The organism is Streptomyces sp. CA-249302 (assembly GCF_050936785.1).
In the GTDB taxonomy this organism is placed as follows: Bacteria; Actinomycetota; Actinomycetes; order Streptomycetales; family Streptomycetaceae; genus Streptomyces.
Genome location: NZ_JBNJMG010000001.1, coordinates 7213516 through 7234699, shown reverse-complemented (window position 1 = coordinate 7234699; position 21184 = coordinate 7213516). Strand labels below are relative to the sequence as shown.

The 21184-nt window shown below is 70.8% G+C and carries 23 protein-coding genes and 1 pseudogene; 6 read left to right on the top strand and 18 right to left on the bottom strand.

Translation table 11 applies throughout. From position 1 onward, the window contains the following. Positions 1-20: 20 nt before the first annotated feature. The 10 genes and pseudogenes from ACQEWB_RS32870 to ACQEWB_RS32825 form a co-directional block, all read right to left on the bottom strand. Positions 21-1403 (bottom strand): cytochrome P450, encoded by a 1383-nt coding sequence (locus tag ACQEWB_RS32870; RefSeq protein ID WP_432837412.1) that lies wholly within the window; start codon positions 1401-1403, stop codon positions 21-23. Next, entirely contained in the window at positions 1400-2530 is a 1131-nt protein-coding gene (cyc1, locus tag ACQEWB_RS32865) for an epi-isozizaene synthase (protein ID WP_432844147.1), read from the bottom strand. Before cyc1 ends, ACQEWB_RS32870 begins: the two co-directional genes overlap by 4 nt. Positions 2531-2782: 252 nt before the next feature. Beyond that, entirely contained in the window at positions 2783-3433 is a 651-nt protein-coding gene (gene def / locus ACQEWB_RS32860) for a peptide deformylase (protein ID WP_432837410.1), read from the bottom strand. 59 nt (positions 3434-3492) lie between these two features. Next, entirely contained in the window at positions 3493-4473 is a 981-nt protein-coding gene (locus ACQEWB_RS32855) for a tetratricopeptide repeat protein (protein ID WP_432837408.1), read from the bottom strand. 108 nt (positions 4474-4581) lie between these two features. Next, positions 4582-5837 (bottom strand): annotated as a pseudogene (locus ACQEWB_RS32850) (HD-GYP domain-containing protein). Beyond that, positions 5834-7144 carry an HD-GYP domain-containing protein gene (locus tag ACQEWB_RS32845; RefSeq protein ID WP_432837406.1) on the bottom strand — a complete coding sequence of 437 codons (1311 nt, stop codon included), beginning with the start codon at positions 7142-7144 and terminating at the stop codon, positions 5834-5836. The pseudogene ACQEWB_RS32850 and the gene ACQEWB_RS32845 overlap by 4 nt, the downstream one beginning before the upstream one ends. Before the next feature lie 107 nt (positions 7145-7251). Then, positions 7252-7641 (bottom strand): roadblock/LC7 domain-containing protein, encoded by a 390-nt coding sequence (locus ACQEWB_RS32840; RefSeq protein WP_432837404.1) that lies wholly within the window; start codon positions 7639-7641, stop codon positions 7252-7254. 92 nt (positions 7642-7733) lie between these two features. Beyond that, a complete protein-coding gene (locus tag ACQEWB_RS32835; RefSeq protein WP_432837402.1) occupies positions 7734-8021 on the bottom strand; it encodes a hypothetical protein in 288 nt (95 codons plus the stop codon). A 1-nt stretch (position 8022) separates the two neighbouring features. Continuing rightward, a complete protein-coding gene (locus ACQEWB_RS32830) occupies positions 8023-8847 on the bottom strand; it encodes a hypothetical protein (RefSeq protein WP_432837400.1) in 825 nt (274 codons plus the stop codon). After that, positions 8844-9260 (bottom strand): hypothetical protein, encoded by a 417-nt coding sequence (locus tag ACQEWB_RS32825; protein ID WP_432837398.1) that lies wholly within the window; start codon positions 9258-9260, stop codon positions 8844-8846. The genes ACQEWB_RS32830 and ACQEWB_RS32825 overlap by 4 nt, the downstream gene beginning before the upstream one ends. A 112-nt stretch (positions 9261-9372) precedes the next feature. On the opposite strand from ACQEWB_RS32825, the gene ACQEWB_RS32820 reads away from it, so the two are divergent. Beyond that, complete coding sequence (locus ACQEWB_RS32820; protein ID WP_432837396.1) at positions 9373-9738, top strand: hypothetical protein; 366 nt, start codon at positions 9373-9375, stop codon at positions 9736-9738. 35 nt (positions 9739-9773) lie between these two features. On the opposite strand, the gene rsrA is transcribed toward ACQEWB_RS32820, so the two are convergent. From rsrA to ACQEWB_RS32800, 4 genes are all read right to left on the bottom strand, one after another. Continuing rightward, complete coding sequence (rsrA, locus tag ACQEWB_RS32815) at positions 9774-10076, bottom strand: mycothiol system anti-sigma-R factor (RefSeq protein WP_432837394.1); 303 nt, start codon at positions 10074-10076, stop codon at positions 9774-9776. Beyond that, positions 10073-10756 carry an RNA polymerase sigma factor SigR gene (gene sigR / locus ACQEWB_RS32810; protein ID WP_381165761.1) on the bottom strand — a complete coding sequence of 228 codons (684 nt, stop codon included), beginning with the start codon at positions 10754-10756 and terminating at the stop codon, positions 10073-10075. The genes rsrA and sigR overlap by 4 nt, the downstream gene beginning before the upstream one ends. A 256-nt stretch (positions 10757-11012) precedes the next feature. Beyond that, entirely contained in the window at positions 11013-11642 is a 630-nt protein-coding gene (locus ACQEWB_RS32805) for an alpha/beta hydrolase family protein (protein WP_432837391.1), read from the bottom strand. Between the two features lies 1 nt (position 11643). Next, positions 11644-12459 (bottom strand): SOS response-associated peptidase, encoded by an 816-nt coding sequence (locus tag ACQEWB_RS32800; protein ID WP_432837389.1) that lies wholly within the window; start codon positions 12457-12459, stop codon positions 11644-11646. 50 nt (positions 12460-12509) lie between these two features. Here ACQEWB_RS32800 and ACQEWB_RS32795 point away from each other — a divergent pair, with 50 nt between their 5' ends. The 4 genes from ACQEWB_RS32795 (at position 12510) to ACQEWB_RS32780 (ending at position 16085) form a co-directional block, all read left to right on the top strand. Then, on the top strand, positions 12510-13229 hold the full coding sequence (locus tag ACQEWB_RS32795) for a M50 family metallopeptidase (protein ID WP_432837387.1): 720 nt from the start codon (positions 12510-12512) through the stop codon (positions 13227-13229). Between the two features lie 116 nt (positions 13230-13345). Further along, a complete protein-coding gene (aroA, locus tag ACQEWB_RS32790) occupies positions 13346-14662 on the top strand; it encodes a 3-phosphoshikimate 1-carboxyvinyltransferase (RefSeq protein ID WP_432837385.1) in 1317 nt (438 codons plus the stop codon). Positions 14663-14674: 12 nt separating this feature from the next. Next, complete coding sequence (gene rsgA, locus ACQEWB_RS32785) at positions 14675-15685, top strand: ribosome small subunit-dependent GTPase A (RefSeq protein WP_432837383.1); 1011 nt, start codon at positions 14675-14677, stop codon at positions 15683-15685. 76 nt (positions 15686-15761) lie between these two features. Then, positions 15762-16085, top strand: coding sequence for a DMT family transporter (locus ACQEWB_RS32780; protein WP_401713021.1), 324 nt, complete (start codon positions 15762-15764; stop codon positions 16083-16085). 19 nt (positions 16086-16104) lie between these two features. On the opposite strand, the gene ACQEWB_RS32775 is transcribed toward ACQEWB_RS32780, so the two are convergent. After that, the gene (locus ACQEWB_RS32775) at positions 16105-16710 is read right to left on the bottom strand and encodes a TetR/AcrR family transcriptional regulator (protein WP_432837380.1); all 606 of its coding nucleotides are present in this window, start codon (positions 16708-16710) and stop codon (positions 16105-16107) included. A 169-nt stretch (positions 16711-16879) separates the two neighbouring features. Here ACQEWB_RS32775 and hisN point away from each other — a divergent pair, with 169 nt between their 5' ends. Next, complete coding sequence (hisN, locus tag ACQEWB_RS32770) at positions 16880-17680, top strand: histidinol-phosphatase (RefSeq protein WP_432837378.1); 801 nt, start codon at positions 16880-16882, stop codon at positions 17678-17680. Between the two features lie 37 nt (positions 17681-17717). On the opposite strand, the gene ACQEWB_RS32765 is transcribed toward hisN, so the two are convergent. The 3 genes from ACQEWB_RS32765 to ACQEWB_RS32755 all read right to left on the bottom strand — a co-directional run bounded on the left by ACQEWB_RS32765 (position 17718) and on the right by ACQEWB_RS32755 (position 21183). After that, positions 17718-18953, bottom strand: a complete 1236-nt coding sequence (locus ACQEWB_RS32765) for a tyrosine-type recombinase/integrase (protein WP_432837376.1) — start codon at positions 18951-18953, stop codon at positions 17718-17720. An 88-nt stretch (positions 18954-19041) separates the two neighbouring features. Continuing rightward, positions 19042-19299 carry a helix-turn-helix domain-containing protein gene (locus tag ACQEWB_RS32760; protein ID WP_432837374.1) on the bottom strand — a complete coding sequence of 86 codons (258 nt, stop codon included), beginning with the start codon at positions 19297-19299 and terminating at the stop codon, positions 19042-19044. A 408-nt stretch (positions 19300-19707) separates the two neighbouring features. Then, complete coding sequence (locus ACQEWB_RS32755) at positions 19708-21183, bottom strand: ATP-binding protein (RefSeq protein ID WP_432837372.1); 1476 nt, start codon at positions 21181-21183, stop codon at positions 19708-19710. Position 21184: the final 1 nt, after the last annotated feature.

The window sequence follows — 21184 nt, the reverse complement described above, 5'->3', positions numbered from 1 at the left end:
CTCTCCCCCGTCTCTCCCACTCATCGCGGGACCGCCCGCAGCTTGAGCGCGCGGGGACGCAGCGTGATGCCGATCCGCGGCCGGGAGTCGGACCCGGGCGCGTGCTCGAACGCGAAGGCGCGGGCCGCCGCCGCGGTGAGCAGCGTCAGCTCGGCCATCGAGAAGTGGTCGGCCGGGCACTTGCGGTTGCCGACGCTGAACGGCTTCATCGCGTGCTTGGGCACCTCCGCGTCCCGCCCCGGCAGCCAGCGGTCGGGGTCGAACTCCTCGTGCCGTTCGAACGAGCGCGGATCGCGCTGGATCGCATACGGGCTGTACACGATGTCGGCGCCCGCGGGAATGCGGTATCCGCCGAGCTCGGTGTCGGTGACCGCGCGCCGGGTCAATATCCACACGGACGGATACAGGCGCATTGTCTCGGTGACCACATTCGCGGTGTACGTCAGCTTCCGCACGTCCTCGAATGCGATCGGCCGGTCCCCCGCGACCGTATTCACCTCGGCCCGGATCTTGTCGGCCAGGTCGGGGTGCTCGGTGAGCACCAGGAGCAGTGAGATGAGCACCGCGCCGACGGTTTCGCTGCCGGCCGTGAGCATGGCGACGACCTGGTCGTGGATCTCCTGATCCCCGATGGGGTCGCCATTCTCGTCCGTCGCCGCCAGCAAAGCCGTCAGCAAATCGTCCGGATTTTGACCGGATGCCCGTCGGTCGGCGACGATCTCGTCGACCAGGAGATGCAAATCGGCCAGCGCCCGGTTGAATTCGCGGTTGGCCGGGAGGGGGAGCCGATAAAGCGGTCCCAGGGGGATCACCATGCGTTGGTACATACCCCTGAACAGGGTGGTGAGCGCGGCGCTGACGCGTTCCGCCCGCTCGTCGGTGCAGCTGCCGCGCATCAGGCTGCTCACCGAGATCCGGACGACCGCCCGGAAGGCCTCGGTGGTCGCGTCGATGGTGCCGGCGGACCGCCAGCGGGCCATCAGCGCGGCGATCTCCTCCTCCATGACGGGCCCGTAGGCGTGGAGGGCGCCGGGCCGGAACGCGGGCTGGATGGTGCGCCGTTGGCGCCGGTGCAGCGGGCCGTTGGCGGTGGCCACGCCCTCCTTGCCGAGCAGGCTCTCCAGGGACTCCCACAGCGGCCCGGCGATGATGTAGTCGGGGCTGAGGGCGATGGCGCCGGTGAGTTCGGGCGTGGTGACGGCGTACACCGCCTTGGGGCCGAGCCGGAGCCGGACCACCTCGCCGTGGTCGCGCAGGCCGGCCAGGAAGGCCAGCGGGTCGCGGACCAGCTTCCAGCCGTGGCCGAGCAGCGGGATACCGCCGTCGGCGAACGGCGGTTCGGTCGGCGCGCCTTCCGGTTCCGCATATATCTGCGGTTCGGACTTCACTGACTCGACGGTCATTTCTCACCTGCCGCTTCGTTGTTGACGTACGGGGGCGTGGACCGGTCGTCCCAGCTGTCGACCATGTAACGGCCGGATTCGTGGTGGAACCAGTAGACGGCGGAGAACCAGCTCCGCATGGTTCCGACGCAGTCCCTCACTGCGGTGCTCAGTTCTTTTCCGCGCACGGTGCCGTCGGCGAGATCGTCCGCGAATCGCAGCGTGCTGCGTTCCACCACGACGAAGTCGGATATGCATTTCAGAATGCGTCGCCGTACTTCGGCGATCGCTTCCTCCACCGTCATACCCTCGTGTTTGATGAGACTTATTCCGAGGTTGTGGAGCTCGTCGCCCGCTATTTCCTTCGGGAGCGAGCAGAGGTCGTTGTACCAGGCGGAGAATTCCTGGGTGAGCAGCGCCGCCCGCCGGAATGCCGGATGTTTCCGTACGGCGTCCGGGAGTTCACGTCCGGCGCTCGCCTCCAGCAGGTCGATCCAGATCCAGTGCGCAAAGGTGAGCCGGCGCAGGGCGAGATAGTCCTCGACCGTGGGGATGATCCCCTCGGTGCGGTTGTGGAACTCCCGGTCGTACGCCTCGATCACCGCGTGGAAGTGCCGGGCGAAGCGCGCGTTCCACGTCTCCGACACGAACGAGTACATGCGCACCACGCAGTCCGCGAGCGCCGCGACCAGCGGATCGCGGTGGTGCAGGTGCTCGTGCGGGGAGTCCAGGGCCGTGTGCAGGCGGAGCCGGAGCCGCCGCCAGGCCTCGGGTCGCCGGTGGACGATGTCCCGGTCGTGCCGGTCGTCCCAGGCGAAGAACCACGCGCTGTAGTCGGCTATCGCCTGCAGCACGTCGTCCGGGGCGTCCGGGTAGCACCCCGCCATGAGGTCGGTGTAGCAAAGCCCGTCGGCATATTCCGCCACCTTCTCCGCCGGCATGAGCCGTTTTTCCAGCAGCCAGGCGCGTGTCTTCTCCTGTAGTCGAGGCCAATACGGGTGCAGTTGCCGGGGAAACGCAGCCTCGATCACGGGGAGGGAGAGTGACGGTGGGACCGCGGTCGCGGTCACTGTCGTTGTGGTGCTGTGTGGGAAAGCAGGCACGAACAAACCCCTCTCAGCCGCCAGTTGACGCGCGCCCTCTCGCATACCGGGCGTGCGCCGTTGCGTATCCCCGCACTTCCCATTCAGCACCACAACTGACCGATCTGGGAACGGATTTGCTCCATTCACCACCCCGCAGTGCCGAGAATCTCCCCTTGTATGACTGATTATGGATCACTTCAGGCACACATACGATCGAACGTGCGACGGACAGACGAACGGCGCCTGGTCAGGGAGGTAAACCTGAACAGACGCCGTACGTATGGGTGTTGTGCTCGCTCCTGGGGCCCCGGGGGCTCAGTCGTTGGCGACCACGGGGTAGCGGGGCTCGTTCTCGGCCATCTGCCGCAGCGCGTCCTTGCGCTCGCGCTTGGAGAGGCGGTCGATGTAGAGGTAGCCGTACAGGTGGTCGGTCTCGTGCTGCAAACAGCGCGCGAAGTAGCCGGTGCCGCGGACCTTGACCGGGTTGCCCTTCTCGTCCTGCCCGGTCACCTCGGCGTAGTCGGGGCGGGCGAGCGGCGCGTACGCGGTCGGCACCGAGAGGCAGCCCTCGTTGCTGTCGTCCAGCCGGCGCTTCTCGGCGGGCAGGTCGACCACCTTGGGGTTGCAGACGACACCCACGTGCCGGACGCCCTCGTCGTCGCCGCAGTCGTAGATGAAGACCTTGAGGTCGACGCCGATCTGGTTGGCGGCCAGGCCCACGCCCTCGGCGGTGCGCTGCGAGGCGAACATGTCCGCGACCAGCTGCTGGAGCTCGTCGCCGAAGTCGGTGACGTCCTTGCACTCCTTGTGCAGCACGGGGTTCCCGACGACCGTGATGGGCCGCGAGGTCCCGGCCTCCCGCCAGGCGCTCTCCCGCTCCTCGGCGTCCTGGGTGTCGATGACGAAGCCCTCGTCGTCCACGGGGAGCACGCCCGCGTGCTGCTGATCGGTGTCCTGCTGCGCCATGACCTACGGATCGCCTTCCTGGAAAACTGGGATTCAGTGCTAAAGGGTACGGCGATGTCTCAGCAGACCTCTTCGAGGTCTCGCCAGTCCCGGGAGTCGGGGCTGTCCGCGACCCACCCGTCCAGCAGCCCCCGTACCAGCGAAGCCGGCGCCGCCACCCCGCACTCACGCTCCGGTACCCACATCTGCCCGTCGGTGCGGTGGCCGAGCGGCCCGGGGTGTCCCGGCTCGCTGTGGTCGTGCGGGTCGAGATGCTCGCCGTCGCCCTCGTCGGACGGCATCCGCGACTCGGAGCACATCCGGCACAGCAGCCGTACGGATGACGACCAGTCCTCGGCCGCGAACCCGGCGTCCGCGGCGAGCTGCTCCAGCGCGTCCCGGTCGGCCTCGGTCGCGGCCTCCAGCAGGACCACCCAGGTCGGCACCGGCGACGGCGCCCACAGCTCGATCTCGTCGAAGACGGGGTAGGCGTGCCCGGCGGTGGTCGTGCGCTCACCGTGCGGTACGCCGTCGTGCAGCACGACCTCGCCCCAGCGCCGCCCGGACGAGGGCAGCGGGATCGACAGCACCTCGATGCGGGCGGGGTCGAGGCGCCGTCCCCACACCACCTCGGCCTCCCCTTCCGGGGAGAGCCGGACGGCCGCGCTGCCGAGGTCCATGCCCACCGGTTCGCCGGACGCCGTGGCGACGCCCGGCACCCGCAGCCCGTACGCCTGCCAGGCCCGCCGGGCCAGCGGCCAGTCCTGGAGGGCGGTGGCCGCGATGCCGACGTTCCACCAGTCGGGGGCCCCGGTCTCCCGGTCGAGCAGGGCGACGGCACGCAGTCCGGCCGCCCGTGCCTGCTCCCAGTCGTGCCGGAACTTGTGCAGCAGGGCGAGGTTGAACCAGGACTCGGAGAGCCACGGCTCCAGGTCGGCGGCACGTGTCAGCAGCGCGCCCGCGTCCTCGTACCGGCCGTCGCCGATCAGCGTGAAGGCGCGATCTGTGGCCTGCCGCCAGGAGGCGGAGGGCCGGTGCCGTCCCTTGCCGAAGATCCTCACGATTCCCGCCTGCCAGTTCCGTGGAGTGGGCTGGCTAACACCGCCCCCGGACACCCTCTCATTCGCATCCAACCACGTGCGGCTGGAAGGGCGCTCATTACCCATGGGTTACCCAGCCGAGGGGAGGGTCAGACGGTCTCTCGCCAGGACGCGGGCCAGCGACTCCACGACCTCGGGCGCGTAGTCCCCGGCGGTCGCCAGGCGCAGCTCCTCCAGTGCGGTGAACGGCCCGCCCGGACCGGCGTCCCGCACCTTCTCCTCGTACGCGTTCACGGCCCGTACGATCCGGGCGGCGACCGGCTGCTCCCGGTAGGGGTCGGCCTGCCGCTCCACGACCACGGCGACCGCGGAGTCCACCCCGGTCTGGCGTACGACGGCCCCGCCGAGCAGCGCGATCCGGCGCTGCTCCGCCGCGGGCAGTACGGCGGTGGCGCCGGCCGGCACCGGGTCGACCAGGCTGAGCTGACCGATGTCGTGCATGAGGGCGGCGTACTCCAGGACGCTCAGCTCGGGTCGGGTCAGGCCCAGCTCGCGGCCGACGGCACGGCTGAGCTCGGCGACCCGGCGGGCGTGACCGGTGGGGTGTATCCCGCTATCTCGGTGGCCCGGGCGAGGGAGGCGATGGTCTGGCGGTAGGTGGTGCGGACGGCCGCGTACCGCTTGAAGGACAGCTGGGTCAGCAGCAGCGGCAGCGAGAAGACGGGCAGCGCCCACAGGCCGACGACGGCGACCGCGAGCGCCATCACCGCGCCGGTCGCGCAGACCGCCGACCCGATGCCGAGCAGCGCGCGCAGCTCGTCCCGCAGCAGCGGGCCGAAGGGCCAGCCGGTGCGGGAGTGCGCGAGGGCGGCGGCGAGCACGCAGTCGCACAGGGCGGTGAGGGTGAGCAGCGCGAGCAGCAGCAGGGCGTAGGCCGGGCCGCCCCACTCCGCGAACACGCCCCGGTTGTACAGGGGTTGGAAGCAGACGGCGGCGAATCCGACGGTCAGCACGCGCCGGGCGAGATGGTCGAGGACCGGTCCCTGTCCGCGCGCGATGTGCGGCACGACGCCGAGCAGCGAGGCGGCCAGGACGACGGCGACGACCTGTGCGACCCCGTGCCGGGTGGGCTGTCCGGCGTCGGCCCCGAGCAGCGCATACGACAGCGCGGCCGCGGCCCCGAGCGGGGCGGCCTCCCGCACCCGGGCCCCGGTCCAGCGGGTCAGCTCCCCGACGGTCACCAGCAGACCGAAGGCGAGCGCGGTGGGCCGCTCCTGGACACCGCTCCAGAGGGTGACGGCGAGGGAGACGGCGGCGAGGAGGGCGGCGGAGGTGTGGATGAGGGCGGTGAGGGTCGGACGGCGCGGGCTTCGACGTACCGTCATCGGCGCGCCCCGGGCCGCCCCGCCACCGAAGGCGCGGGCAACTCGCACTCCCGCGTCTCGTCCGCCGTCACCGCCGGGTGCCAGCCCTGCCGGCCGAGCGCCCGGACCAGCGCGGTGACCATTCGCGGGTCGAACTGCGCCCCGGCGCACCGCTCCAGCTCCTCCAGTGCGACCGGGACGGGCCGGGCCCGCCGGTAGGAGCGGGTGGAGGTCATCGCGTCGAAGGCGTCGGCAACCGCCACCACCCTTGCCGACTCGGGGATCTGACTTCCCATCAGTCCGTACGGGTACCCGCTCCCGTCCAGCCGCTCGTGATGGTGGAGCACGGCGGCCCGCGCCTCACCGAGAAAACCGATTCCGCGCACCATTTCGTGGCCGTACTCGGGATGCAGCTCGATCACCCGCCGCTCCTCGGGAGTCAGCGGTCCGTCCTTCCGCAACAGCCTTGTGGGGACGCCGAGTTTGCCGACGTCGTGCAGGATCCCGGCGAACCGCAGCACCTCGACCCGCCGGTCGTCCATGCCCAGTTCGCGCGCGATCATCATCGAGGCCTGTCCGACCCGCTCACTGTGCCCGCGGGTGTACCCGTCCTTGATGTCGACGGCCTGGACCAGCGCCCGGATGGTCGCCTGGTGCGCGGCCCGCTCGCGGTGGTACTGGGCGAACACCCACCAGGACACGCACATCGGCAGCAGCACGAGCAGCGCGGCGACCGGCCCGTACGGGCTGCGCCACAGCACGGCCATCATCAGCCCGGCGAGCCCGTGCACGGCGACGGGAGCGAGGGACCGTACGAACAGACCGCGCCAGGCCCGCCGCACCGGAAGCCTCTCGGCCAGCGCGAGGATGCCGCCGTCCAGCACGGTCAGCACCAGGCAGAAGACGAGGACCGCGGCCCCCGCCGGCACGAGCGCGTACGGGAAGTGGGAGCCGACCACGGCGTCCCGACCGCCCAGCGCCCAGTGCACCCGCCCGGCGGCCCAGACGGCGAGCACCAGTTGGGCCGCGCGCCAGATCCGCCGTAGCGCGTACGGCCGTTGCTCGACCCGGGAGAGCAGCGCCCCCGGCAGCGGGACCAGCGCGGCCGCGGGCGGCGGCAGCAGGAAGGCGCCGGCGAGCAGCACGGGGTAGAACGTTCCGGCGAACCGCCAGCGGGCCGCGGCCTGTTCGCAGCCCGCGTACACCACGGCGAGGAGGACCACCGCCCACCAGGAGGTCCTGATCGTGGGCACCGGCAGCAGGCAGCACAGGGCGCCGAGCACCGCACAGGCGACGTACACGCGCGCCCGCGCCGGAACCGCCTCCATCACGCCCCTCCCCGGCCGAGCCTGCTCAGGCCGACGAGCCTAGGGGCGGTACGGGGGAGTCCGCGGGCTTATGAACCGCGGATTAGCACATTCGAGTGAACGAACACTCAGTGGCCCACGTCCGCGGCGAGCACCTTGTTCAGCTGTTCCACCGCCACCGGCGACTCGCGCTGGAAGGCGGCCAGATCGAGGCCGTCGTCGCCCTTCACGGTGAGCAGGGCGCGCTCGCCGACCGCCAGCACGATGACGTGTCCCGCACCGCAGCGGACGATCACCTCGCGCAGCGCCCCGGCCTCGGCGGTGTCGGCCATGCGGCGGGCGACTCCGAGGGTGGCGGCGGCGAGGGCGGAGACGGACTCCGGGTGGACGGTGTCGGCGTCCGCGACCACCAGGAGGCCGTCCACGGTGGACAGGACGCTCTCGGAAACCCCCATCACCCGTTCACGCAGCGAGGTCAGAATGTCGGTCAGGGACTCGGGCGACGGGATTTCGGCCATGTGACGTGCTCCTTGTTCCCGGCATATGCCGGTACTGGTATGGTCCAAGCGGCTATCGTCCAAGCGGGCCTCGACGGCCGGGCCGTGCGGGATCACTCCGGCTCCGGGAGGGACCGCAGCGCCTTCCGGACGCGCCGCAGTGTCTCGATCGAGGGTTGTTCGGCGGCCAGTTCCTCGGCCGTGAGCATCGACAGGAGCCCTGGTGGGGCTGCGGAGGCCGGCGCGGGTTCGCGGCGCGGCAGCGGTCGTCGTACGGGCAGCGGTGTGCGCGTCGGTTGCGACAAGGAGCCGGGGCCGGTGTCCGGGTCGGAGCGGGCGAGCGGCGTCGGTTGGTTCTTTTCCCGTGCGGTCTTCGCCGCTTCCCTGTCCGGTCGACTCACGCTAGCCGCCTCTCCCCGTCCGGTCGCCGGGATCGCGCCCGGGAGGTCCGCCACCGGGTCTGCGTCTGGGCAGGGCCGTGCTCGCCGGCGACGCGGCGGGGGCGTTCGCCGGCAGGACGCGCGGGGCGGTGCTCGGCCGGGTGCCGGGGGTGGCCCGGGCTTCACAGCGGACGAGTCCCAGCGCTTCCAGGCGTACGAGGTCGAGCATGACCGCGTACAGCCCGCGCCCCAGCGCGAACGCGATGTCCCGTGCCGTCCTGCGGCCGTTGGCGCTGTCGAGCACGTCCTGCTGTCTGGGCAGAAGCCGGGGTCCCGCGGCCGCGACGGGCACGGGCCGGACACGTGTCAGCTCTCCCGGCGGGCCCCACGAGCGCGAGAGCACGGCCATCCGTCGTGCGGTCTCCTGCGACAGCAGCCGCGGCTCCACTCCCCGGCCGGCGACCAGCGCGGGCTCGCGCTCGCCCAACTCCCTTTCGCCGGGCGGACTCAGCGCCATGGCGAAGGCGCCGTCGAAGGCGGCCGCCGCGCAGACGACGTCCAGTTCGGCGGCGCCGATCAGCCCGGTGGCCACGAGCCGCCCGCCGAGCCGGTCCGCGTCGGGCTCGGCGGCACAGGCGGCGAGCCAGTCGTCGTCGCCGATCCGGCCCGAGGCGAGCAGGGTCGAGGTGACGGTCGGCGCGCCCGGTGTCTCGACCGCGCCCACCAGCCCGTCGCGCAGGTGGATCGTGCCTCCGGGGTGTCCGGAGACCCGTACCGTCCCGCTGAATTCCTGCTCGCGCAGCCGTTGCAGCAGCGCCGGTACGTTCCGGGCCGCGGGGGCCGTCACGCCAGCACCTCTCCGGCACGCTCCCCGAAGCCGCGCAGCACCAGCGCCACATTGACCCGCCCCCGGTCGAGACCGGCCGCCAGCAGCAGCGGGTCTCCCGCGGGACGTACCACCGAGAACAGCACCTGATGGCGCTTCGTACTGGTCGTGACCACGCTCTCCAACTCCCCCTCGGCCCCTGCCGCGCCCAGCCGTTCGACGATCAGAGCGGCGAGTTCGGAGGCCTCCGCCCCGTCACCCGCCTCCGCGGCCTCGCCGGCGACACCGTAGGCCAGGCCGGTGACCGCGTCGACGAGGGCGACTCCGGTGACCCCGGGGAATCGAGAAGCCCGTCCAGGGCCGCCTGGAGTGCCATCGCCATTTCCCCCATTCCCCCCACAACGTTCTGCGACGCACAGTACTTTGAGCGTCAACTTTCACAACCCGCAACAAAGTTGACGTTCTCCGACTCGCGAATCACGCACGTTCGATCGTAGGTGGCCGGACCTGGACCGGTCAGCAGCACCGAGGAATTGGGGCCCCAGCATGAACATCGAGACCGCGCTGAAGGAAGCAATGACCATCGAGGGCGCGCTCGGCGTCGCCCTCGTCGACTACGAGAGCGGTATGTCGCTCGGCACGCTCGGCGGCGGGCACGGGCTCGACCTGGAGCTCGCGGCGGCCGGGAACACCGAGGTCGTGCGCTCCAAGATGCGCACGCTGGCCTCGCTCGACATGAACGACACGATCGAGGACATCCTGATCACGCTGGGCCGGCAGTACCACCTGATCCGGCCGCTGACCAGCAGCCAGGGAAGTCTCTTCCTCTACCTGGCGCTCGACCGCTCCCGCAGCAACCTGGCCCTGGCCCGGCACGGCCTGAAGCGGATCGAGTCCGGTCTGGAGATCTGAGCCTGCGCCGTCGCCCCGCACGGGGTCCTGCGGAGTCAGGACTCCTGCGGGGCCGCGGTGATGTCGTGGTCCGGCACCGCCTGCCCGGAGCGGATCAGGTCGAGCCGCCCCAGGACCTTGGACCGCAGGTCGCTCGGTACGTCGTCATGCCCGCAGCACCGCTTGACCAGCTTCTTCACGGCCTCTTCCAGGCCGTACTTCTCCAGGCACGGCGAGCACTCCTGGAAGTGCTGCTTGAACTTGGCGCGGTCGACGTCCGGCATCTCGCTGTCGAGGAACTCGTAGAGATGATCGAGGACCTCGCTGCAGTCCGTCTCGTGCGGCTCTCCGCAGCTCATGAGCCCGAGCCTTTCGCTTCGTTCGACTCTCCGGCGCCGGCCGGGACCAGTCCGCGCTCACGGGCGTAGTCCTCGAGCATGCCGCGCAGTTGACGGCGGCCCCGGTGCAGCCGGGACATCACCGTACCGATGGGTGTCCCCATGATGTCCGCGATCTCCTTGTACGCAAAGCCCTCGACGTCCGCGAGATACACGGCGATGCGGAACTCCTCGGGGATCGCCTGGAGCGCTTCCTTCACGTCCGAGTCCGGCAGGTGGTCGAGCGCCTGCGACTCCGCGGAGCGCAGACCGGTCGACATGTGCGACTCGGCACGGGCCAGCTGCCAGTCCTCGATCTCCTCCGCCGCCGAACGCTGCGGCTCACGCTGCTTCTTGCGGTAGGAGTTGATGAAGGTGTTGGTGAGGATCCGGTACAGCCACGCCTTGAGGTTGGTGCCTTCGCGGAACTGGTGGAAGGACGCGTACGCCTTCGCGTACGTCTCCTGCACCAGGTCCTCCGCGTCCGCCGGGTTACGCGTCATGCGCAGGGCGGCCGAGTACATCTGGTCGAGGAATTCGAGCGCGTCCCGCTCGAAGCGCGCGCTGCGCTCCGTCGTCGACTCCGCGCTGACGCCCTGGCCCTCGGGCAGCTCCGCCTGGCCGTTGTCGGTCCCTGCGTCGGTACCGGTGACCGGACCCACCTCCTCAAGATTCCGGGCAGGGCCGAAACCGGACCCACCGGAATTGGAGGATAGACGACGACCCGTCCCCGCCGCCCCTCGAATAGGGGTGGTCTTGGCCGCACTCAGCACCGTCCAGTCCAGGTCAGCGCTGCGCTCACGGCTCGGGCATACGGTCGAACCCATGCGGCGGACTTCCTCTCCACGACGTCGGTGCTGGTGGTTCAGCACTTCTGTCCGGCTCAACAGAGGTAAGCCCCGCAACATTCCCGGGCCTTTACCCCAGTGACCCGGTCCACTCCACGACCGCGTCCGTGATGATCCCCACGGCCGCGTCCTGTGTGATCTCCGCCCGCTTGGGCACGGCGAACCCATGATCGCCGCCAGGCACCTCGACCAGCGCGTACTCCCCGTCCGGGAACTCGGCCGGCCTCCCGAAGGGGTCGTTCCCTCCTTGTACGACGAGGGTGGGCACCCCCGATCCGAGCAGTTCCCCGGCGCGGGACCGCTCCGGCTTCCCGGGCGGGTGCAGCGGGAAGCCGAGGGCGAGGACGGCGTGCGCGCCGAGTTCGACGGCCGTACGGCAGGCGACCCGGGCGCCCGCACTGCGCCCGCCCGAGATCACCGGCGGCCCTGCCTTGGCGAGCGCCGGCCAGATCCCCCGCCAGCCGACGTCGAGCGTCTTCGGCGCGGGCGCCAGCTTCTTCCCGGCCACCCGCCAGGGCTGCTCGACCAGGGCGACGGTCACGCCGTGGGCCGGCAGCACGGCGGCCAGCGCCTGCAGATCCCGGGCCTCGATGCCACCGCCCGCCCCATGGCTCACGGCCAGCACGAGCCGGGGCTTCCTCGCGGGGTGCCAGGTGATGCGGGCGTCCCCCGCATCCGTACCAACGATCTCGGTCCTCACGTCAGAAGAGTGTGCCCTCTTCGGGGCCCTCCAGCTCCTTCAGCAGCTCCGGGCCGTTGTTGCGGACGTTGCTGACGGCGGTGGAGACCGGGTAGGCGCGCATCAGGCCGGGCGGCGGGGGCTCCAGGAGGGTGCGCAGGTCGTCGAGGTCGGTGCGGGACGGGTCGAGCCAGGTGTCCCAGCGGTCCGGGGTGAGCATCAGGGGCATCCGGGGGTGGATGTCGGAGAGGGCGTACGGGCCGTCGGCCGGGGCGACGGCCAGCGGGGTCGTCTCGGCCTCCGTGGTGATCACCGAGCAGGTCACCCACCAGGCCAGCGGATGGTCGTCCGGGAGGGTCTTGTCCCGCCAGAACTCGTACAGCCCGGCCATCGCGAAGACCGAGCCGTCGGCGGGCAGCACGAAGTACGGCTGTTTACGCGGGCGCTTCTTCTTCCCCTCCACCTCCAGGTCCCGCTCCTGCGTGCCGGTGACCCACTCGTAGTAGCCGTCGGCGGGGATGATGCAGCGGCGGGAGGAGAAGGCCCGCTTGAACGAGGGCTTCTCGTGGATGGTCTCGGAGCGGGCGTTGATCATCCGGGCGGCACCCTCGGGGGACTTCGACCAGGACGGGACCAGGCCCCACTTCAGCTTGCGCAGCTGGCGAACCGGGCGCCGGTCGTCGACGTCCTTGAGAGGGCGGTCGAGGACGGCATAGACCTCTTTGGTCGGGGCCACGTTGTAATCGGGGGCCAGCGTCTCCTCCGGCTCCCACTTCTCGATCTCAAAGATTCCTGCGAGATCCTCGGGTCCACGACTAGCTGCATACCGTCCGCACATACGTGCCACACTGCCAGATCCGCCGACACCCACGGGAGCCACCGCCCACAATGGACAGCACCGCCTCCTCACTCGCCTCCCTGTGGGACCGGGTCTTCGGCACCCAGCCCGACCCCGATCTGTGGGTGGTGATCGCGACCCTCGTCGCCGCGCTCGCCGTGACCGTCCCGCAGGGCGTCTGGCGGGTCTCGCGCAACGCGATCACCATCGCCCACGAGGGCGGCCACGGCCTGGTCGCGCTGCTGACCGGCCGGCAGCTCAACGGCATACGCCTGCACTCCGACACCAGCGGCCTCACCGTCAGCCGCGGCAAGCCGCACGGCATCGGCATGATCCTCACCGCGGCCGCCGGCTACACCGCTCCCCCGCTGCTCGGCCTCGGCGGCGCGGCCCTGCTGGCCGCCGGTCACATCACCCTGCTGCTGTGGCTCGCGACCGCCCTGCTGGTGGCGATGCTGGTGATGATCCGCAACGCGTACGGGGCGCTCACGGTGGTCCTCACCGGCGGCACGTTCCTGGTGGTGTCGTGGCTGGCGGGGTCGCAGGTGCAGGCGGCGTTCGCGTACGCGGTGGTGTGGTTCTTGCTGGTCGGCGGGGTGCGCCCGGCGTTCGAGCTCCAGGCCAAGCGGCACCGCGGCGGCGCCGGGGACTCGGACGCGGACCAGCTGTCCCGGCTGACGCACGTACCGGCGGGGCTGTGGCTCTTCCTGTTCCACGCGGTGTCGCTGTGCTCGCTGATGGGCGGGGGGCGCTGGCTCCTCGAGGTCTGAGGAGTGACCGGGCGTCCGTGCATATATGCGCGGCAATTCCCATGCCGCTGTTTCACCATGGTTTCGCCGCTTTTGATCAAGATCTCCGGTCACCCCCAGCCACTAAAGTGGGGCGCATGACCGTTAACCCCGCACACACCGCCCTCTGGCCCGCCCCGCACGCGAGCGGAGCCGTCGACGCGACGGTCCACGTGCCGGGGTCCAAGTCGGTCACCAACCGGGCCCTGGTGCTCGCCGCCCTCGCCTCCGAGCCCGGCTGGCTGCGCCGCCCGCTGCGCTCCCGGGACACGCTCCTGATGGCGGGCGCCCTGCGCGCGATGGGCGTCGGCATCGAGGAGGGGGTCGGCCCGGACGGCACGGGCGAGACCTGGCGGGTGCTCCCCACGGGCCTGCACGGCCCGGCCACGGTCGACGTCGGCAACGCCGGCACGGTGATGCGCTTCCTGCCGCCGGTCGCCGCGCTGGCCGACGGCCCCATCCGCTTCGACGGCGACCCGCGGTCGTACGAGCGTCCCCTGGGCGGTGTGATCGACGCCCTGCGCGTCCTCGGCGCCCGGATCGACGACGACGGCCGGGGCACGCTGCCGCTGACGGTGCACGGGGGCGGGGCGCTGGACGGCGGCACGGTGGAGATCGACGCGTCCTCGTCCTCGCAGTTCGTCTCGGCGCTGCTGCTCTCCGGCCCGCGCTTCAACCAGGGCGTCGAGGTCCGGCACACCGGCTCCTCGCTGCCCTCACTGCCGCACATCCGGATGACCGTGGACATGCTGCGCGCGGTCGGCGCCCAGGTGGACACCCCGGAGTCGGGCGGCGAGCCGAACGTGTGGCGGGTGACGCCGGGCGCGCTGCTCGGCCGCGACCTGACCATCGAGCCGGACCTGTCCAACGCCCAGCCCTTCCTCGCCGCGGCCCTGGTGGCCGGCGGCAAGGTCGTGATCCCCGACTGGCCGGCCCGCACCACGCAGCCCGGCGACCGGCTGCGCGAGATCTTCACCGAGATGGGCGGCACCTGCGAACTCACCGAGTACGGGCTCGAGTTCACCGGTTCGGGTGCGATCCACGGTATCGACGTGGACCTGGGCGAGGTCGGCGAGCTGACCCCCGGCATCGCGGCGGTCGCCGCCCTGGCCGACTCCCCCTCGACCCTCCGCGGCGTCGCCCACCTGCGCCTGCACGAGACGGACCGGCTGGCCGCGCTCACCAAGGAGATCAACGAGCTCGGCGGTGACGTCACCGAGACCGCCGACGGCCTGCACATCCGCCCGCGCCGGCTGCACGGCGGGATCTTCCACACCTACGAGGACCACCGCATGGCCACGGCCGGCGCGATCATCGGCCTCGCGGTGGAGGGCGTGCAGATCGAGAACGTGGCGACGACGGCGAAGACCCTGCCGGACTTCCCCGAGCTGTGGACCGGGATGCTCGGGGCGTAGGGGCACAAGGAGATGCGCCGCTACGGCAAGCACACCGACGAGGACGACATCCGCACCCGCCCGAACCGCAAGGGCAACCGACCCCGCACCCACATCCGCCCCAAGCACGAGGACGCGGCCGAGGGCATGGTCCTCACCGTCGACCGGGGCCGGCTGACCGTCCTCGTCGACGACCGGATCGTCATGGCGATGAAGGCCCGCGAACTGGGCCGCAAGGCGGCCATCGTGGGCGACCGGGTGGCCCTCGTCGGCGACCTGTCCGGCACCAAGGACACCCTCGCGCGCATCGTCCGCATCGAGGAGCGCACCTCGGTGCTGCGCCGCACGGCGGACGACGACGACCCGTACGAGCGCGTGGTCGTCGCCAACGCCGACCAACTCGCCATCGTCACCGCCCTGGCCGACCCCGAGCCGCGCCCGCGCCTCATCGACCGCTGCCTGGTGGCGGCGTACGACGGCGGCCTGGAGCCCCTGCTGGTCATGACGAAGTCGGACCTCGCCCCGCCCGACAAACTCCTCGAGCTCTACGGCGACCTGGACATCCCGTACGTGGTCACCAGCCGTGAGGAGCTGGAGAACGGCGACGCGGCCGACCGGGTGCGCGAGGAACTCGACGGCCGGATCACGGCGTTCGTCGGCCACTCCGGCGTGGGCAAGACGACGCTGGTCAACGCGCTCGTGCCGGAGGAGCGGCGGCGGCTCACCGGTCATGTGAACGCGGTGACCGGGCGCGGCCGCCACACCACGACCTCGGCCCTGGCACTACCTCTCCTCGGGGAAGGCGGCTGGGTGATCGACACCCCGGGCGTCCGTTCCTTCGGTCTCGCGCACATCGACCCGTCCCGCGTCATCCACGCGTTCCCGGACCTGGAACCGGGAACCGAGGGCTGCCCGCGCGCGTGCAGTCATGATGAACCGGATTGCGCGCTGGACCAGTGGGTCGCGGAGGGGCACGCGGATCCGGCCCGGCTGTACTCGCTGCGCCGGCTGCTCTCCACCCGGGAGCGCACGGAAGGCGACTGACCTCCGCGTTGTTTGGCTGTACGCGAGTTCGGTAAGTGCATAATCGCACCGAGCCGGACATACGGGAGGACAGCACATGGCGTGGCTGCTGGTGGTGGTGGCCGGGTTGCTGGAGACCGGTTTCGCGGTGTGTCTGAAGCTCTCGCACGGTTTCACCAGGCTCTGGCCGACCATCGCCTTCTGCGTCTTCGCCCTCGGCAGCTTCGGCCTGCTCACGCTCTCCCTGAAGAAGCTCGACGTCGGCCCCGCCTACGCCGTCTGGACCGGCATCGGCGCGGCGGGCACCGCCATCTACGGCATGATCTTCCTCGGCGACCTGGTGTCGACCCTGAAGCTCATCTCGATCAGCTTCGTGATCGTGGGCGTCATCGGCCTCCAACTGTCCGGCTCCGCGCACTAGTCGACTTCCCGGCGGACGGTCACACCACCTGCCGGGGCAGGGCCGTGCGGACCAGGTCCGTGACGCCGCCCTCGCCCGGCGGGGCGGCCACGCAGGACAGGGCGATCCGCACCACCAGCTCGCAGGAGCGGGCCAGTTCGGCCGTGTCCGACTTGACGGCCCCGGGCCCCGACAGCACCGCCACCGCCCGGTCGCGGACCATCGCCACGAAGTCGCCGGGCGAGGGCAGCGGACCGTCGGCCCGGCGCTGGGCCGGCACCGCGGAGGAGGACGGGACCGGGGAGAGCGTCGGCGAGGGCAACCGCTCGCTCCAGCAGCCGGTCAGCATGGCCCGTACCAAAGCGTTCTCGCGGGCCGCCGACGCCGTCCACTCGGCGGTGGCGGTCAGCCGCTCGCGGGCGTCGCTGTGGGTGGCGAGGGCGCGTTCGACACCGGCCAGATAGCCGTCCGCCTCCCTTCTGACCAGCGCCCGGGCGAGCCCCTCTTTGCTGCCGAACTCGTTGTAGAGGGTCTGCCGGGACACTCCGGCCGCGGCGGCCACGTCCACCATCCGCACGGCGGACCATGGCCGGCGCGCCAGCGCCGTGTACGCGGCGTCCAGTAGGGATTCCCGCGCTGCAGGCATCATCGCCTCCCTGGGGCGGAGCGACTCTGCGCCCCAGATTTGACGCGCACGGGAGCACTGTCAAGGGTTCGCGGGGGCATGCGGGGGCGCCCGTCCGTCACCATGTGCCGCCAGACCGTGACCAAGGCCCGGTAGCCCCGCGCCGACCACGGCGGATAGCGTTCGTTCCATGCCGGACTACCTCGACGACCTCCGTTTCGCCCACGTCCTCGCGGACGCCGCCGACGCCGCCACCATGGACCGCTTCAAGGCCCTCGACCTCAAGGTCGAGACGAAGCCGGACATGACCCCGGTGAGCGAGGCGGACAAGGCCGCGGAGGAGATCGTCCGCGGCCACCTCAAGCGCTCCCGCCCGCGGGACGCGATCCTCGGCGAGGAGTTCGGCGTCGAGGGCACCGGCCCTCGCCGCTGGGTGATCGACCCGATCGACGGCACCAAGAACTACGTCCGCGGCGTCCCGGTGTGGGCCACGCTGATCGCCCTGATGGAAGCGGGCGAGGGCGGCTTCCAGCCCGTGGTCGGCGTGGTCTCCGCGCCCGCCCTCGGCCGCCGCTGGTGGGCCGCGAAGAGCCACGGCGCCTTCACCGGGCGCAGCCTCTCCTCCGCCTCCCGGCTGCACGTCTCCCGCGTCTCGAAGCTGACGGACGCCTCGTTCGCGTACTCCTCGCTCTCCGGCTGGGAGGAGCAAGGCCGGCTGAACGGCTTCCTGGACCTGACCCGCGAGGTGTGGCGCACGCGCGCGTACGGCGACTTCTGGCCGTACATGCTGGTCGCCGAGGGCGCGGTCGACATCTGCGCGGAGCCCGAGCTGTCCCTGTGGGACATGGCGGCCACCTCGATCGTCGTCACCGAGGCGGGCGGCGCCTTCACGGGCCTCGACGGCCGCCCGGGCCCGCACAGCGGCAACGCGGCCGCGTCGAACGGGCTGCTCCACGACGAGCTGTTGGGGTATCTGAATCAGCGCTACTGACCTGGTCTGCGGCCTGACCTGCGCGTTTCCCCCCTCCTCAGTCCCCCTGGGCCGTCGTGGGGCCGTCATCGTCCGTCGCGCCGTCCTCGAACGCGCCGTTCACCGCTTCCCGCGTCCGCTTCTCGCTGCTCGGCATCAGATGTGTGTACGTCCGCAGCGTGAAGCCCGGGTCGTGGTGCCCGAGGTACTCGGAGAGGGCCTTGATGTTCTCGCCGGCGTCCAGCAGAACGGACGCGTAGAAGTGCCTCAGCGCGTGCATGCCGTTCTCCCTGCCGCGCGGCACGCCCACCTTGTCGAGAGCGGGCCGCCATGCCTTGTTGTTGAAGACGACACGGTTCACCGCGCGCCCCGCCACATTGCTGAAGATCACGGATGCCGTGACCGGCGCGCCGTCAACCGATCGCCACGGCAGCGTCACGGCCGTCGGCGGGAGGCGCTCGATGTGCGCTTCGAGAGCCCGAGCGACGCTCTCCGGCAGCGGGACCGTGCGCGTCTTGCCGCCCTTGGGAAGCGCGAACACCTGCTTTCCTGCGATGAGTTTGACCTGGCGGACGATGTGAACGACCTCTTCGGCGAAGTCGACATCGTCAATGGCGATGCCGAGCACCTCCCCCTGCCGCATCCCGCATCCGCCGGCCAGGTCGACCATCCCCCGGTACCGTTCCGGCAGTGCCGCACGCATGGCCAGCACTCGCTCAGGCCGCCAGGGCACGATCCGGCGGGGCTCCAGCTTGGGCGCCTTCACCGACGACGAGCGGCAGGGGTTGTGCGGGATCAGGCGGTCGTCCACGGCCGCCGCCAACATCGCGTTGAGGTTGGCGAAGATGACCCGCTGATAGGCCGGGGCCACTCCCCCGTCTTGGAGCTTCCGCAGCCACTCACGGACGTGGATCGGGCGCAGCGAGTCGAGCGAGCGACTGCCCAGATGCGGCACTACGTGCAGCCGGATGCGCTGCTCCGTGCTCACGAAAGTGCCGGGATCCATGGTGAGCGAGGCCAACCACCGTTCGGCGTACTGCCGCACAGTGAGGCGGCCGGCGCGCGGGTCGATGTACTGCCCGCGCGCCATGTCGGCCTCGATCTGCGTGAGCCACTGCTCAGCGAGCCGCTTCTGACGATCGGGGAAGCTCTTGGACTTCTCGGTGCCATCAGGGCCGACGTACCGGGCGCGGTAGCGCAGGCCGCTTCCGTGACGGTCGGTCTTGGTACGGACGGTCTTTCCGTCAGCGGTCGTCTCGGTCTTGAACCAGCGGTCTTGGATGTGGCCAGCCATGTAAGGCGTAGTCCCTTCCGGGCGTGGAAAGGGGAGGGCCGTGGTGTGGCCCTCCCCTGGGGAGTTGGGCGATGCGGTGTGCTGCGCGTCAGACCGCGTCGCTGTCGGCGCTCTTGCGACTGGTGACGTAGGCGCGGACGTCAGCGGGGTCGTAGCGGATGTACTTGCCGATGCGGAAGCCGGGCGGCCCGATGCGCTTCTTGCGCCACTGGTAGACGGTTTCCTTGGGCACCTCGAACATCTCGGCGATGTCGTCCGGAGTGAGGTATCGGTCCGGGAGACCTCCTCGGAGGATGGCGCGGGGGTCGTCTCTGACGGGAGCAGGCGCGCTCACTGGGTCCTCCATGGGGCGGAGATGCGGGGGGAGTTGATTTCGGGGTCTTTCGTGAGCCCGTGTGTGTCCGAGGCTCGGATTTCTGCGTCATCGCGTCATCAGCGACATTCACGCTTCTGACCTGCGCCTTTGATCGACGCAGTGGTGAGGCGCTGCGTCATCGGCGCGTCATGGGCTGCGTCATCGGGTGACGCAGATGACGCAGGATGACGCAGAGGCCGCCGTCTGCGTCATGGCTTTCGCCGCAGGTCAAGGGCCGTTTAGCGTCCCGTGTGACGCAGGTGACGCAGCGTCTTCCCTCTTAGGACAAGAGGAGGGGGTGTCTGTTGTGGTGCCAGGCGGCGCGGCGCGCCGAACAGCAAGAGGAGCACGCCGGGCCGGTGGTGCTCTTCTTGCTTGTGCCGGTGGTCGTGGGGTGGGTTAGAACATCCGCTTCGGCTGGTGCGGGGGCGGGGCGGCCAGGCGGGTCATTTCGAGGTAGCGGCCGGTGCTGGTGCGCCCCGTGTCGATGAGGACGCCTCGCGCGGCCAGGGTCGGCTGGAGGCGCTTGAGACGGTCGGAGAGCACCTTGCCGGTGGTCGGCCAGCCCTTCGGCAGGGGACGCGGCTCGTCGCTGCTGTAGAGGCCGCTGAGGAGGTGCAGCCACTCCGTGGAGGTCATCCGCTGCGCGGTGCCCGGCTCGATGGTGTCGGCGTGCCTGAGGACGGTCTGGGCGAGGAGGTCACCCTCGATCACGTCGTCGTTCAGGTCGTCCAGGCTGGCTCGGTAGGCGGGAAGGGCCCCGAGCCCGGTTGCCGCGTCGAACTGGGCGCACAGGTGCGCGAAGTCCGCCATCCGCAGATCAGTTGGCGTCTCCGTCTGCACCGCGCGGACCTTGACCGTGAGGTCGAGGAGCGAGCCGAGCACGACCGGGAGAACCTCCTCGTAGTCCAGCCACAGTTCCGCCTCGGTGCGCCGGATCTTGGGGCGCTCCAGCCGGAGCGGCAGGAGCCGTTCAGCGAGGTCGGGCCGGATGACACCCACGTCGATCCCGGTCAGGAGAAGTGGCCGGCGGTAGCCGACGCGGAAGACGTCCCCGTCGGTGAACAGCGCGCGCTTGACGCTCTCGGCGCCGGTCACGATGCAGCACATCGCGTCGGACAGGTCCGGCGTCATGTGGGACAGGTTGTCCAGGGCGGTGACCCATCCCGCCGCTACGGCCGCGATCAGGTTCTCCTCGTCCTTCGGGGCCCGCCGCAGGTCCCCGGTCATGCCCTCCACGATCCGGATCAGCATCCGTCCGCCGGTGGACTTCCCCGCCCCTTGCGGCCCGGTCAGGAACGGGGCGGGTACCGGCACCGACGGACCGAGGCAGCCGATCAACCACGCGATGGCGAGGCATTCGGTCTCGGCGTTGGCGAAGTTGCACAGCCGCATCAGCAGATCGATGCCCTTGCCGTCGGTGTCCTTGACGGGCATGGGCAGTTCGCCGGTGAGCTGGGTGCGTCGCCAGCACACCTCACGCGGATCGGGAACGGTGATCTCCCACCCGGTGGGATGGATGCGGACGGACTGTCCGTCGTCGCGGCCCAGGTCGAGCCACGTCGCCCCGTCGAAGCCCGGGGCGACGCGGATGTGCACCGGCTGTACGTCCTCGCTCAGCGCGAGGGCTTCGATGAGGTCCAGTGCCTCTTTGATGGCGCTGCCGTTGAAGACGCCGCGTCCGTCGCGGAAGAGACCGACCATGAGTTCCTGGCGGTGGCTGCCCGTGGTGCCCTGGGAGCGGATCGGGCGGGCCACGGGGTGGCCCTTCCTCTGGGCGTACACCGTGCCGTCGGGAGTACGGAAGTAGCGGAAGTGATCTTGGGCGTAGTCGGTGATGACCTCGCGAGCGGGGGTCTTGTCGTCGTCAGCCACG